The sequence below is a fragment of the Nocardiopsis sp. NPDC007018 genome (genome assembly GCF_040635075.1).
GTDB lineage: Bacteria > Actinomycetota > Actinomycetes > Streptosporangiales > Streptosporangiaceae > Nocardiopsis.
Genome location: NZ_JBEYHA010000018.1, coordinates 111,491 through 125,373, shown reverse-complemented (window position 1 = coordinate 125,373; position 13,883 = coordinate 111,491). Strand labels below are relative to the sequence as shown.

11 protein-coding genes are annotated in these 13,883 nt (G+C 73.0%); 10 read left to right on the top strand and 1 reads right to left on the bottom strand.

Annotated elements, in window-relative coordinates:
• From ABZ635_RS12965 to ABZ635_RS12920, 10 genes are all read left to right on the top strand, one after another.
• A partial coding sequence (locus ABZ635_RS12965) for a TetR/AcrR family transcriptional regulator (protein WP_357763435.1) occupies positions 1-656 on the top strand: 656 nt, incomplete at its 5' end.
• Between the two features lie 126 nt (positions 657-782).
• Entirely contained in the window at positions 783-1,190 is a 408-nt protein-coding gene (locus ABZ635_RS12960) for a MerR family transcriptional regulator (protein ID WP_357763432.1), read from the top strand.
• Positions 1,190-2,161 (top strand): aldo/keto reductase, encoded by a 972-nt coding sequence (locus ABZ635_RS12955; protein ID WP_357763429.1) that lies wholly within the window; start codon positions 1,190-1,192, stop codon positions 2,159-2,161. The genes ABZ635_RS12960 and ABZ635_RS12955 overlap by 1 nt, the downstream gene beginning before the upstream one ends.
• Before the next feature lie 142 nt (positions 2,162-2,303).
• The gene (locus ABZ635_RS12950) at positions 2,304-4,484 is read left to right on the top strand and encodes a hypothetical protein (protein ID WP_357763426.1); all 2,181 of its coding nucleotides are present in this window, start codon (positions 2,304-2,306) and stop codon (positions 4,482-4,484) included.
• A 63-nt stretch (positions 4,485-4,547) separates the two neighbouring features.
• Positions 4,548-5,282 carry an SEC-C metal-binding domain-containing protein gene (locus ABZ635_RS12945; RefSeq protein WP_357763423.1) on the top strand — a complete coding sequence of 245 codons (735 nt, stop codon included), beginning with the start codon at positions 4,548-4,550 and terminating at the stop codon, positions 5,280-5,282.
• Between the two features lie 104 nt (positions 5,283-5,386).
• Positions 5,387-6,808, top strand: a complete 1,422-nt coding sequence (locus tag ABZ635_RS12940) for a DUF5685 family protein (protein WP_357763420.1) — start codon at positions 5,387-5,389, stop codon at positions 6,806-6,808.
• A gap of 145 nt (positions 6,809-6,953) precedes the next feature.
• Positions 6,954-7,682, top strand: a complete 729-nt coding sequence (locus ABZ635_RS12935) for a Crp/Fnr family transcriptional regulator (RefSeq protein WP_357763417.1) — start codon at positions 6,954-6,956, stop codon at positions 7,680-7,682.
• Positions 7,683-7,814: 132 nt separating this feature from the next.
• Entirely contained in the window at positions 7,815-8,690 is an 876-nt protein-coding gene (locus ABZ635_RS12930; protein WP_357763414.1) for a hypothetical protein, read from the top strand.
• Complete coding sequence (locus tag ABZ635_RS12925; protein WP_357763412.1) at positions 8,680-10,833, top strand: hypothetical protein; 2,154 nt, start codon at positions 8,680-8,682, stop codon at positions 10,831-10,833. Before ABZ635_RS12930 ends, ABZ635_RS12925 begins: the two co-directional genes overlap by 11 nt.
• A 7-nt stretch (positions 10,834-10,840) precedes the next feature.
• Positions 10,841-11,653, top strand: coding sequence for a hypothetical protein (locus ABZ635_RS12920; protein WP_357763410.1), 813 nt, complete (start codon positions 10,841-10,843; stop codon positions 11,651-11,653).
• A 137-nt stretch (positions 11,654-11,790) separates the two neighbouring features.
• Here ABZ635_RS12920 and ABZ635_RS12915 read toward each other — a convergent pair whose 3' ends face one another.
• A complete protein-coding gene (locus ABZ635_RS12915; RefSeq protein WP_357763407.1) occupies positions 11,791-13,206 on the bottom strand; it encodes a GntP family permease in 1,416 nt (471 codons plus the stop codon).
• Positions 13,207-13,883: the final 677 nt, after the last annotated feature.

Here is a 13,883-nt window from a genome sequence, read left to right as displayed (position 1 = left end):
ACTGGTGCGCCAGGCCCTGGTCACCCTGTACGCACACGACGGGCCGAGGACCATCGACCTGGCCCGGCGCGCGCAACGCGGCCGGGAGCGACCCCGAACGACGGCGGGCCATCCTCGACGCCGCCGACCGGGTGATCCAGCGCGACGGCCCCGACGCCTCGATGCTCGCCATCGCCACCGAGGCCGGGATCAGCAAACCGATCCTGTACCGGCACTTCGGCGACAAGGGCGGGCTCTACCGGGCGCTGGCCCAGCGCCACGTCGACCCGCTCATCGAGACGATCCGCTCCGAGCTGCACCAGCACACCGACTTCGACGTGCGGGCCCGCGCCACGGTGGGCGCGTACCTGTCGATGATCTCGCAGAACCTCAACCTCTACCGCTTCCTCATGGACCGGGCCACCTCGGAGGACGTGCGCACCCGCAGCGACCTCGGGCTCATGGTGCGCCGCCTCGGCGAGGAGCTCGCGGACCTGCTCATCACGGAGGGACGGATCAGCGGCCGTCTGCGGGCCCAGATCGCCGCCCACGCCGTGGTGGGCATGGTCCAGGCGGCGGGGGAGTGGTGGCTCGAACACCCCGAGGTGAGTGAGACCGAGATCATCGACCACCTCACCGACGCCGTCGTCGGCGCCCTTCGGGGCAGCCGAACCTGAGGGAACCGGAGCCACCCGGCCGACGGCGCCCCACCCGCCGTGGACACGTCCCCTCGCCCTCCCCGCGAGGGCGCCATGCCGCCGGGACTTGACCTGGAGCGCGCTCCAGGTCGCATGCTTGCGGTCATGAAGGACTACCACACCCCCGGCGAGATCGCCGAGCGCTTCGGTCTCACCCTCGACACCCTGCGCTACTACGAGAAGGAGGGCCTGCTCCGGAGAGTGGAGCGCGCCCCCAGCGGCCACCGCCGCTACCGCGCCGACGACGTCGAACTCCTGCACCTCGTCCGGTGCCTGCGCGACACCGACATGCCCATCTCCCGATTGCGCGGCTTCGCCGAGCTGGTCCGCGACGGCGACCACACCATCCCCGAGCGCCTCGACGTGCTGGTGGCCCACCAACGGCACCTCGACGCCCGCATCGCCGAACTGCGCCAACGCCAGGACACCATCCAGCACAAGATCGACTACTACGTGGAGGTGCTCGCCGAGCAGGTCCCCGAGGCGGCCTCCGTGAACGGAGAGGGCTCCTGATGCGACACACCACGATCAACGGCCGCACCGTCAGCGCCCTGTGCCTGGGGGCGATGCAGTTCGGCAGCACCACCGACGCCGCCACCTCCGCCGCCCTCCTCGACCGCTTCGTCGACGCCGGCGGCACCTTCGTCGACACCGCCGACTGTTACCAGTTCTGGGTCGAGGGAGGACACGGACACGAGAGCGAGACCTTCCTCGGCCGTTGGCGACGCGAACGCGGCGTGACCGACGAGGTCGTCATCGCCACGAAGGTCGGCGCCCAGCCGACCGTTCCCGGAACCGGTCTGGAGACCCAGGAGGGCCTCTCGGCCCAGGCCGTGGCGACGGCCGCCGAGCGCAGCCGCCAACGCCTGGGCGTGGACTCCCTGGACCTGCTGTACGCCCACCGGGAGGACCCCGCGACCCCCGTCGAGGAGACCATGGAGGCCTTCGCCCGACTCGTGGACGAGGGAACGGTACGGGAGCTCGGCCTGAGCAACCACCGCACGTGGCGCCTGGAGCGGGCCCGGGCCGCCGCCGAGGCCCGGGGCGGGCCGCGTCCCCGTGTGCTCCAGTACCGCTACAGCTACCTCCAGCCCCGTCTGGACGCGCCCCTGGAGTCCACGGGCCACATGCACGCCACCCCTGAACTGTTCGACTACGTTCGCGCCGAGGCGGCCCAGGGGCGCGAACACGTCGTGGTGGCCTACACCTCACTGCTCAGCGGTGCCTACACCCGCCCGGACCGGCCCCTGGAGTACGCCTACGACCACCCGGGCACCGTCGCCCGCCTGGCCGTCCTGGACGAGGTGGCCGTGGAGACGGGGGCGACCCGCAACCAGGTGGTGCTCTCGTGGCTGATGGGACACGACCCGGTCGTCGTCCCGTTGGTCGGGGTGAGCAGCGCCGCCCAGTTGGACGAGGCGCTGGAGGCCACCGACCTGATCCTGACCCCGGAGCAGCACGCGCGGCTCACCACCACTCACTGAACGGAAAGCCGACAAAATACTCGGATGGGCGTATAGCTCCGCTTTCGCGGTTTCTTGACGCTTGCGGCGGATACCTTCCCTAGGAAGGCGTGCGGCACCGGCCACGCGCACCGAGCATCCGCCAATCAGGGGGAGGGGCCACTTGCCCGAGAGCACGACGGCGTTGGAAGCGGACCCCGGTGCCTACCACCAGATCCACTTCGCCTGGGCCGAACCCACCCTGCTCGGCCGCGTCGGACCCGGACCGGCGGCCACCTCCCTCCCCGACCAGGACCAACCCGTGTTGCGCTCCTGGCGTGACCGGCTGATCCCCGCCCTCACCGCCGACTACCGCGCGGCCCTGCCCGACACCGATCCGGCGGCCCTGCCCGAGACCCTCTGGGCCCACCACTACCCCGACGGCCAGAGCGCACTGGTCTACCGGTGGCCGGGCGGGGTCCGCGAGGCCCACGCCTGGGCGATCGTCGGGCCCACCCGAGGGCTCGACCTGCCCCGTGTCCTCGCCCTGCACGAGAACCCGCACACCCGGCCCGCCGCCAGTCGGCCCCCGGCACCGGGTTGGGCCACCATGCGCACCCTGCCCGCCCCCGAGCCCTGGGAGCGCACCGCCGCTCCCGGGGCCCCGCGCACTCGCGACCGCCGCGCCGCCGAGACCCTGATCGGCGGCGAACCCCTGCTCGTCGGGGCGGTGGCCCGGGCGCTCGCCCACCCCGACCGACCCCTCCACCTGGCGCTGGACCCCGACCGCGCCGACCTGTGGCAGGCCGTCCAACTGCGCTTCCTGTGGGGGGTGCACCGGACCCTCCACGAGGTCCTCACTCCGCGCGCGGCCCTGCCCGCCGCCGGGTGGAACTGGTCGTTCTCCACCTACGACCCCGCCCTGGGGGGCGAGGGCGGTCCCCACCTGGCCTTCGCGCCGCCCTCCGCCGCCCCGACCGAAGGGACCCCCTTCCTCTCACCCCTGCCGCGCGAGTACCTCAGGGTCGCCGAGCGGCTGGCCGCGCTCCTGAGGGAGGAGGGCGGCGAGGCACTCGCCGACCACCTCGGCGAGCGGGGTGTGCCGGAGGCCGCCACCTTCGGCGAACGCCGCGCACTGCTGCGCGACTGGCTCGACCCGGTCTCCCGAACCCCGTCGGGGACGGGTGACCCGGAGGAGGCCCCCGACTCCGAGGCCGTGACGGCCCCGGAGCCCGAGCCGGACCTCCAGACGCCTTCCGTGACGGAGCCCCCGCACGGGGACGCGCCCGCACCCGAGCCCGCTCCCGGCGCCATCGAACCCGCACGCACGGACGGGGCCCCGTCCCGCTCCGACGTGCTCACCGACGCCGAAGCCGCCGCCTCCGCACCGGAACCCGAGACCGTGCTCGCCGAAGCCCCCGACCCCTTCGCCGAGGACGACTCCCAGGACACCGCCGACCAGGAGACCTGGGCCGGTCGCTCCGGAGGCTCCGGAGCCCCGCGCGGCCGCACCTTCCTGGGCGTGGCGCGGCGCCCGTCCCCACCCGGACCAGAGCGCGAACGCGCCATCCGGGAGCGGGCCACGGACCCGCCCGCCGCTCTCGGATCGCCCGACACGGCCTGGTCGGCCGGGGACGGTCCGGCACGGCCCCCGCTGCTCCCGGGACCGGGTTTCCGGGACGAGGCGCCCCCGGGCCCCGCGGCGTCCCCGACCTCGGAACCGGCCACCGACACCGCACCCGAGATCCACCCCTCCCCGACCTCCGAACCCCCGGCCCCCGCACACTCGCCCGAACCCCCGGCCCCCGCGCCCCGGTCCGACTCCGCCACCCCACCCCCGCCGCGCGCCCCGCTCACCGCTCCCTCCGAGACCCGGGCCCCGGAGGAGGCGCCGCCCCTCGGCGTCCGGACGGTCGGCGACCACGGCACCGACGACTACGCCGCCGAGACCGAACCGGAACCCGACGAGGACGTCGACGCCCCCGAGGACAACTGGCCCACCCAGTACGTGGACCTCCCCCTCTCCCGGCTGGAACGGTGGCACGCCAAACGCGGCCCCGAGGGCGCCCGGGTCGACATCGTGGACGCCCGCGCCGCCGTCCGCGCCGAACGCGCCGAACTCCAGCGCGTCCGCGACGAACGCGACCGCTACCACACCGAGGTGCAGGACCTGCGTAGGGAGATCGTCCGGCTGGACCAGTCCTGGATCGACACCGAACCCCTCGACGAGGCACCCGCCCCGAGGCGACGCTGGCCGCTGGTCCTGCTCGCCCTGGCCCTGCTCGCCCTCGCCCTCGTCGCGGGTCTCGAGGTCGGCTCCGCGACCGGCAGCGGCGTCCTCGGCCTCCTTGCCCTCACGGACTGAACCGCGCGCGGCTTGCGCGCCGTGTGACGGGCGGCACCCATCGGACACGCCTAACCTGGAAGGATGACCGACACAGCCCCGGCCCCCGCCGCACTCCCGCAACCGCTCTGGGACGCGGTCCGCGACCTCGACCTGCCCCAGCGGCACCGTCGGGACCTGACCGCCTTCCCCGAGGAGGCCGGAGAGATCCTCCTCGAAGCGGTCGACGTCCTGCGCGAGCGCGACCTCCCCGCCGCGCGCACGCTCGCCGAGGCGCTGCGGGCGCACGCCCCCGGAGCCGGACACCGCCAGTTCGCCACCCACCAGATCGCCGCGATGCTGCGGGCGCAGGGCCGGGCCGAGGAGGCGGACACCCTCCTCGGTGAGCTCCTCGGCCCCGGACTGGAACGGGGCGTGGCCGTGCTCCTCGCCGAGGACCTCGCCGCACGGGGCGACTACGAGAGGGCCCTGCACTGCTACAACGTGGTCTGCCGGGGCATGCTCGCCCAGCCGCCGGAGACCGTCGCCGAGCTCAACCGCCTGGGCCTGATGCCGCTGATCGGCCGCGCGCGCATGCGCGAGGAACTCGGCATGGCCCCGGACGCCCACGACCTCGCGACCCGCTCCACCGACGCCTACCTGCCCCCGCTGGAGGCCCACGGCGACCTCCGGGCCGCTCCGCCCCGACCGGAGGCCGCCGGAGCCCCCACGGGACCCGGTCGGCGCGCCACCCCGCCGCCGCCCGGACGCAACGAACCCTGCTCCTGCGGTTCCGGCCGCAAGTCCAAGAAGTGCTGCGCGTCCCCCCTGGCTCGCTGACCAGTCACGAACCAGAGTGAACCCACCAGAACCGGATGCCTTCTCCGGGAGTCACATCCCGCGTCGGTACGCGCTCGGCGTGCCGGGAGAAGAGGTAGCGGTTCGTGTTCGGAATCCTGCGGCCCTGTCGGCACACCCTGTCCGAGGACCTGGCACGGGAGTGGATGTCCCACATGTGCGGGCTGTGCCTGGCCCTTCGTGACGACCACGGCCAGGCCTCCAGGGTCGCCACCAACTACGACGGCCTGGTCGTGTCGGTCCTGACCGCCGCCCAGTCCGCCGACCAGGCGGGCACACGCCTGGCCGGGCGCTGTCTCCTGCGCGGTATGCGCGGGGCGACGGTGGCGGACGGATCAGGCGCGCACCTGGCCGCCGCGGTCTCCCTCATGCTGGCCTCGGCCAAGATCAGCGACCACATCGAGGACGGCGATGGCGCCTACGCCCGACCCGGGGTACGCGCCGTCGCCGGACGTGTGGCCGCGCGCTGGCGGAAGGGGGCTCGGGAAGCCGGGAGCGGGCTGGGTTTCGAAGGTGGCGCCCTGACCGCAGTGGTGGACCGCCAGCGCGCGGCCGAACGCGCGGCGGGGGAGGGCACCGACGTACTGACCGTGACCCGGCCGACCGAGGAGGCGACGGGCGAGGCCTTCGCGCACACCGCCGTCCTGGCCGGGCTTCCCGGGAACGCCGCCCCGCTCCGGGAGGCGGGGCGTCTGTTCGGCCGTGTCGCGCACCTCCTGGACGCGGTCGAGGACCGGGAGGAGGACCTGGCCAACGGCTCCTGGAACCCGCTCACCGTCACCGGCACCCCGGTGGGCCGGGCACGGGAACTCTGCGACGACGCCGTCCTCGGTGTGGACCTCGCCCTCGGCGAGGTCGAGTTCACCGACGACCGCCTGGTCCGCGTCCTCCTCGTCCAGGAACTGCGCCGCGCCGTCACCCGCACCTTCGCCCACGGCGGCCACCCGGGCCACGGTGGGGACCCGGGAAACGGTCCGTACCCCGGTCACCAGCCGCACCCTGGTCATGTCGGGCACCCGGGTCACGGCGGCCACCCGGGCCACCCGGGTCACGGCGGGTACCCCGGTAACCCGGGCCACGGTCCGCACTCGGGGCACGGGGGACCCAGCGGCCATCCCGGTCACGGCGACCACGTCGACTACCCCGGTGACGGTGGGAACGGCGATCACCACGGTCACGGAGGGCACTCCGGTCACGGCGGAGAGGGCTCGAAGCGCCCCGGCAAGGGCGGCTGTTGCGGCGCCTGCTCCTGCGACACCCCCGGGTTCCGGGAGCCACAGCGCGGCCGGGGCCTCCTGGCCGGCTGCGCCGCGGCGCTCTTCATGTGCTGCACCTGCCAGTTCTGCTGCCGTGACCCGCACCCCGGCCCGTGGTCGGGCGAGCCCCGGGACTCCTGGTGCGAGGCCTGCGCCTGCGTGTCCGACACCTGCGGCACCTGCTGCCAGGCGTGCGACTGCTGCAGCAACTGCTCCTGCTGCGAGAACTGCGACTGCTGCGACTGCGGCTGACCCGCCGCCTCCCCCGCCGCCCCGCGTTCCCAGCGGGCGGCGGGGGAGGCACCGCTGTGGCCGGAGTCGGCCAAGCCCGGATACCGGAGAGCGCCCGGCGCGAGAATCCGAGGGCCGGTCACAGCGAAGAACAGGACTGTCCCCCATGCCCAGACACGGATTCGGTAGCCTGCTCACCGACGAGCAGTGGAGCGAGCTCGTTTCCACGGCCCATCGCCGCTCGTACGGCGCCGGCGAGGCCCTGCTGAACCAGGGGGCTCACGGGCTGGGCGTGCACCTGGTCCTCAGCGGCCGGGTCCGGGTGGTCTCCCTGTACCCGGACGGCACCTCCGCCCCGCTCGCCTACCGCACGCGCGGAGAGATCCTCGGAGAGTCCGTTCTGGCGGGCGGCGGCCGCGCGTGCAACGCCACGGTGACGGCCCTGGCCGAGAGCCGCACGGTCTACCTGTCCGCCGAACGCTTCCAGACCAGGCTCAGGGAACTCGACCTCGTGTCCGTGCTGTGGCAGAGCGTCCTCAACCGTCAGGACGAGAGCGACCAGGTACGCGTCCAACTCGCCCGGCTGCCCGCCGAACGGCGCCTCCCCGCGGCCCTGGTCCATCTGGCCGCGATGCTCGGCGAGCCGGCTCCGGCCGCCCTCACCGACGGGCCCGAGCGTCCCGGCCCGGGCAGAATCCTGCGCATCCCCCTGCCCCAGGAAGAGGTCGGCGGTTTCACCGGACTCTCCCGGACCTCCGTGTACAAGGCCTACAACCAGCTCAGGGAGCTCGGGCTCATCCGCACCGGACGCCAGTTCGTGGCCGTCGTCGACCTGGACCGCCTGGAGGCCCTGGCGTTCGGTGAGGACCGCGGTCCGGGTGCCGTACGCCACTGATCCGCCGTTCTGTTCAGAAGTGAACGGAACGTCCTCCGCCTGCCAGGAATGCTGTCTCCGGACGGTGCGGCCGACGCCGCGCACGCCCACGCCCCCTGCCCCCCAGCGCACGCGCGCCGAAGGAGTACCCGCATGGAACTGGACCTGCCCGAACGCGGCAAGAGCTCGCCCCTGCCGCCCTACCGGGGAGTGCTGGCCGTCGACATGGAGAACTTCAGCCGCACCAGCGGGCGCGACCAGCAGGTGATCGGCGCGCTCATCCCGAACCTGCTGGAGAACGCCCTGAGCCGCTCCGACCTCGCCCACGTGTGGCGGGACCGGCGGTTCGCCCGCCACGGGGGAGACGGCTACGTGTTCGGTACCGAACCGGAACACCTGCCCTACCTGGTCAGCCCCTTCCTGGACAACCTCCAGGAGAAGCTGGAGGAGATCCAGCCCCACCTGGCCCACCTCGACCGGGGCCTGCGCATGCGCCTGCGGGTGAGCATCGACGTCGGCCCCCTGCCGGACCTCGGCGAGGGCAGCCCCGTCAACGCCATGGGCGAGGCCATGATCAGCACCCACCGCCTGCTGGACGCCGAGCCCGTCCGCGAGGAACTGCGGCGCACGGACCCGGACACCACCCTGGTCGCCGTCATCATCTCCCGGCGCGTCTACGAGGACGTGGTCCTCGGCGGCTTCACCCCGATCCGCCCCTCGCGGTGGCGCCAGGTCAACGCCACCGTGGGCGGCAAGAGCTTCCAGGCCGAGGGCTACCTGTACGTCCCCACCCCCTCCTGGGGAACCGACCCGGGTGAGAACGGTGAACGGCGCGCGGAGCGGTCCGGGGACGGGGGCGCCCCCGACAGGGGCACCGGGGGCGCCGCCGAGCCCGGCCCCGAGGAGGCGCCCGCCGCGCCGAACGGACCCCGGACCGTGCAGCGGATCGACACCAACCACGGGCAGGCCGTGCAGCTCGGTTCCAACCACGGCGACATCAACCTCGGGGGGCTGCGTCGTGACCGCTGAGGAACTGCCGCGCACCGCGGGCGGGTGGCACGGCGACCGGCCGGGGACGCCTGGGCACCACGACACCGCCACGGACCCCCGTGGCGGTACCGGAAGGGCGGGGGAGCGGGACGGAGTTCCCCCGCCCCCTCCCGGTACCCACGAGAACCGGGTCGACGAGAACCACGGGCAGGCGGTCAACGTCGGCGTCCTCAACGGTGACGTCAACCTCCACGAACGCCCCGACTACCGGGAGTTCCTCGGGGAGGTCGCCACCCGGAGGCTGCGCCACGCGGCCGGACTCGGAGCGGACCGGATTCGCGAGGTACGGCTCACCTTCCGGCCCGCCGACCCGGAGGCGTTCGAGCGCTTCGTCACCGACCTCGAAGCCCACGGTCTGGGGCTGATCACCGGCGAACCGGGAAGCGGCCGCACCCACACCGCCATCCGCGCCCTGGCCGGACCCGACCCCGACGCCTTCCGGAGGGGCCTCACCCCACAGCAGGAGTCGGAGAGCAGCGTCGACGAGATCGTCGTGGACCCCGACTCCCCCGACGCGGGGCTGGCCGGGATCACCCTCGACTCCGATCGCCCGCGCCTTCTCGACCTCACGGTCCTGCCCGCCCCCGACGCCTCCCAGCGTGCCGCCGTGCGGACCCTGATGACACAGGTCCGCACGAACGGGGCCCGTCTGGTGGTGGTCGCCCGCCCGGGCGTCTGGGAGAACGAACTCGTCGCCCGCCGCGCCCGCCTGCGCCTGACCGCTCAGCCCCACCCCGAGGACGTCTTCGCGGCGGCGATGCGCCGACTGCACGGCGCGGACCCCCACACCGCCCTGTGGACGTCGGACGACCGGGTGCGCGGGCTCCTCGCCGAGGGCGGAGCGGCCCGCGCGGTCCGGTTCGTCCGCGAGGTGGACCACACGCGTCCGCCGTACGGGCCCTCCGGAGAGGAGGACCACCAGGCCTGGCTGGAGCGGGCCCTCAAGTCCTTCACCGAGGCGGGAGAACCGTTGCCCGGGTGGCGCCAGGAGCCGGGGAGCGACGGAGAGGGACAGCGGACGGAGTACACCCGGGCCCTCATCCAGACCGTCGCCCTTCTGGAAGGGGCCTCCGCCGCCGTCATCGCCGAGCGGACCCGCGCCCTCGCCGACAGCTGGGGTGTGGCGCCCCGGCACGCCACCCCCGTGTCAGGAGAGGGGTTCAGCGGACTCCTGGAGGAGATCGGCGCCCACCTGGACGGGGACCACGTCCGGTTCGACAGGGGCGACCACGCCAGGGACGCCCTGGACCACCTGTGGCGCGAGCACCCCGAGGCCCGATCCTCCTACCAGCGCTGGGCCGACGAGGCCGTCGCACACCTGCCCAGGCACGGGCGGATTCGGGTCGCCGACCGCTGGCTGGACCTGGCCAGGCGGCACCGGGACGCCTCCCCCGTCCTGTCCCTCCTGTACCACTGGGGGCTGCGCGACGGTCTGACCTGGGCCGCCGTGCCCGTGGTGGCCGAGGCCGCGGTCTCCGCCGAGCTCGGTCCCGAGATCAGGTCCCACCTCTACCGGATCGCCACCACCGACCAGCCGACCTCGCGCCACGTCATGGTGCTGGAGGCCTGCCGTGTCTACGGCAGGCTCCAACCGACCACCGCCCTCACCCGGCTCCGCCACATCGCGGACCGGCTCGCCGGCCGGTGGACGGAGAACCTGGACCGGGCCCTGGTCGAGATCACGGCCGAACGCGGCAACCTCCCCGTGGTGCTGGAGGCGATGCCGGACTGGCTGGCCGCCGAACCACGGGCCAGCGCCGCCGCCACGAGGTTCCTCACCTCCCTCCTGGGCGGCGAGACGGCGTTGGACCTGCCGCGAGCGCTCGAACGCGGACACCTGGAGGCGACCACCGCCTCCCGGGTGTGGGTGGCGCTCCACCGCCACCTGCCCGGCCCCGACAACACCGACCTGGGCCATCTCCTCTGGACCTGGGTGGACGCCCTGGCCGGGGGCCCCAGATCCAGCAGGACCGTCGAGAGCCTGTCCGGCGCGGCGCGGGCCGAACCCGCGTTCGCGGAGGACCTCGCCCGGTGCGTGCGCAGATGGACGGTCTCCCACACACGCGCGTCCGTCGCCGTGGACAAACTGCGCCGCTCCCTGACCCAGAACGACGAGAGGTGATCCGGACATGTGGACACGACTGACCGAGGGGCTGCCGACCCCGCAGTGGAGCACACGCGAATCCGGACCCAGGCCCGTTCAGCACACGCTCACCTTCACGGCCCGGCTGCCCAGTGCCAGCGACGGGCTCCGGTTCGAGGCCGCCTTCACCCTCCAGGCCGGGCTGACCCTGCCCGACGAGCTCGGCCGCAACCGCGTCATGGAGAGCATGAAGTGCGAGGTGCTGGAGGTCGCCCACCGGACCACCGACACCTACGCCCTGGGCGACCACGGACTCGCCGAGGCCGCCCTCTTCCGCGCCCTGAACGGGCCGGGCGGCTACCCGGAGGCCGGGGTACACGAGACGTCCGTGCGCGCCGTGCTGAAGGTCCACGAGGAGGACGTCGCGTTGGAACGCCAGCGCGAACGCGTCGGCCAGCGGGCCCAGCTCGCCCGCGCCGAGCACAGGGCCCGCATGGACCGCGTCCGGGAACTGGTCACCGAGGTCTTCACGGACCCGCTGACCGCGCGCATGTGGTGGTTCGAGCAGAACCAGGACCGGTGGAGCGAGATCAGGGGCGCGGGCGAGGCCCTGGACCTGCTGGTGGACCAGTGCGCCCGCCGTGACGGGACCGGCAGCGTCGAGGCGGACACGCCCGCGGAGGAGACGGCGGCCGAGGGGAACGGGGACGCGCCCGCCGACCCCATCCTGGCGGCCTTCCTGTCAGGGGTGACCGACCAGCAGCGGGAAGCCCTGCTCATCCGCCTGACCGACATCCTGGACGCCTACAGCCGCCCCGACCTCATCCGACAACTCCAACAGAGTTGGTCGCAAGGGTGACCCCCGGGGGCGGCACCTCCGGTCCGGCCATCGTGTGCGCCGGGTGCGGACGCACCGTGACCGCGGGTTGCGCCCGCACGGAGAACCCGATCGAGGCGATGCCCAGACCGGGTTCTTCGTGCTCCACTCCTCTTCGCTCAGAACGATCCGACGACGGAGACCAGGCTCACGAGCGCGATGACCACGAAGACCGGGATGACCAGGGTCACGACACCGAGGTCCTTGTAGGACTGGCGGTGGGTGAGCCCGCAGACGATGAGCAGGGTGACCACGGCACCGGAGTGCGGCAGCGTGTCGAGACCGCCCGCCGCCATGGCGGTGAGCCGGTGCATCGCCTCCATGCTGACGCCCTCCTGCTCGGCCATGGTCCGCAGGTCGTCGCCGAGGGCGTTGAGCGCGATCGTCATACCGCCCGAGGAGGAACCGGTGAGACCGGCGGTGATGGACACGGAGAGGACCGAGGTCCACAGAGCGCTCACACCGAGACCGAAGACGGAGTCGCGGACGACGGCGAAGGCGGCGACCGAGGCGACCACCGCGCCGTAACCCACCTCGGAGGCGGTGCTGAAGATCGGCAGCATGGACCGCTTGGCCCCGTCGACGCATCCGGTCCACACCGTGGCGAGCTGGCGGACGTTGAGGGCGACCAGGACGAGGATCGCCGCGATGATCCCGAGCAACACGGCCCACAGCCCGAGGCGCTGCTCGATGGTGATCCCGCCGAACTTCTCGTCCGCCAGGTAGGACCAGTCGAGTGCCGGAAAGATGATCAGGGTGCACGCGAAGTTCACCGCGAACACCGTGAGCAGCGGCAGGAACGGAACGAGGCGGTTCGGCGGTTCGAGCGTGGTGACCTGGTGTCCGGCGCCGTCGTCGGAGGCACCGCCGACCGCACGCGCGCTCTCGGGACTGTCGAAGCTCTCACCCTTGCGGATCAGCGCGGTGCGCCGGTATTCGAGCCACAGCAGGCCGAGACCGAAGATGAGGGCACCACCCAGCAGCCCGGTCCCGGCACCGGCGAACGAACCGGTGCCGAAGAATTGTCCCGGAATGATGTTCTGCAACTGCGGGCTGCCGGGCAGCGCGGTCATCGTGAAGGTGAAGATGCCGAGCGCGATGGTCGCGGGGATGAGGCGTCGGGGGATGTCGGCGACCCGGAAGAGCTCGCGCGCCAGCGGGTACATCACGAAGGCCACGACGAAGAGGCTGACGCCCCCGTAGGTCATGAGGGCCGAGGTGACGATCGTCGCCGCGATCGCGCTCCGGGACCCCACCAGCCGCGTCACGGTGCGGGCGATGCTCTCCGCGTAACCGGTGACGGTCATCAGGACACCGAAGATCGCACCGAACAGGAACACCGGGAACCAGCTGCCGACGAAACCGGCCATCGCCGGCATGAAGATCTCGGTGTAGGAGGCCAGGATCGGTGCCCCGGAGAAGACCACCGCGACCGCCGAGGCGAGAGGGGCGGCGAGGATGACGGGGACGCCGCGGTAGGCGAGGGTGATGAGCAGGAGCAGGGACGTGACGATGCCTATGATTCCCAGTGCCATGGGACTCCTCGGGGGGTTGGGGCAACCAGTGCCGAATTCTCACCGGGAGACGAGGGTGTCTCCAAGGGCTGGGCGCGGTCGTCCGGTGGCTGGGGGACGTCCCGCGTCGGTGGGGTCGTTACCGCTGGTCGGGCGGTCGATCACGTCGGTCATCCTCGTGCCGAAGCGACGGTCGGGGAAATGGTGAACAGTGAGGTAAACCACGCGAAGCTGTAGGGGGTTCGGGGGTTGAATCCGCGTTGGGGTTTGTGGTATTTGGCGCGAGTTCGCACCGTTCCCACCCTCGCCGGGCACGGTGACGGGGGAGCCGTGTTCTCCGCCTGCCGCCCCAGGCGGTGTACGCGACCTGTGCGAGGGCGTCGCCCGTGCGTGCTCGCGCAACGCACCAGTGCCGCTCGCCGCCGGCTCGACCACCCGGTTAGAGGCGACTCTCCGGTGTACGGTTGCCCCAGCGGGCCGAGGGGCGCGCTGCTCTTTCCATACCCTCTGCGCCCATGCCCGCGTTCAGCTCAAAGGCTCGGTTGGCGCGTTCCTGTCGGCGGTACGTGGTCGACTTCGACCGGCTCGGCGACAACCGCCCGTTGCTGAGGCCCGACCGCGATGCGGCCGGGCCTATCGCTCGCGGGCACCGCCCGGACAGGAGCGTGTCCGCGTGCTTGGACCCGGTCACGGCGTGC

What these genes read in the sequence shown, in the direction of transcription:
- ABZ635_RS12915 (WP_357763407.1), bottom strand. Translation starts at nt 13,206, where the DNA reads ATGGCACTGGGAATCATAGGCATCGTCACGTCCCTGCTCCTGCTCATC.
- ABZ635_RS12945 (WP_357763423.1), top strand. Translation starts at nt 4,548, where the DNA reads ATGACCGACACAGCCCCGGCCCCCGCCGCACTCCCGCAACCGCTCTGG.
- ABZ635_RS12935 (WP_357763417.1), top strand. Translation starts at nt 6,954, where the DNA reads ATGCCCAGACACGGATTCGGTAGCCTGCTCACCGACGAGCAGTGGAGC.
- ABZ635_RS12960 (WP_357763432.1), top strand. Translation starts at nt 783, where the DNA reads ATGAAGGACTACCACACCCCCGGCGAGATCGCCGAGCGCTTCGGTCTC.
- ABZ635_RS12930 (WP_357763414.1), top strand. Translation starts at nt 7,815, where the DNA reads ATGGAACTGGACCTGCCCGAACGCGGCAAGAGCTCGCCCCTGCCGCCC.
- ABZ635_RS12955 (WP_357763429.1), top strand. Translation starts at nt 1,190, where the DNA reads ATGCGACACACCACGATCAACGGCCGCACCGTCAGCGCCCTGTGCCTG.
- ABZ635_RS12920 (WP_357763410.1), top strand. Translation starts at nt 10,841, where the DNA reads ATGTGGACACGACTGACCGAGGGGCTGCCGACCCCGCAGTGGAGCACA.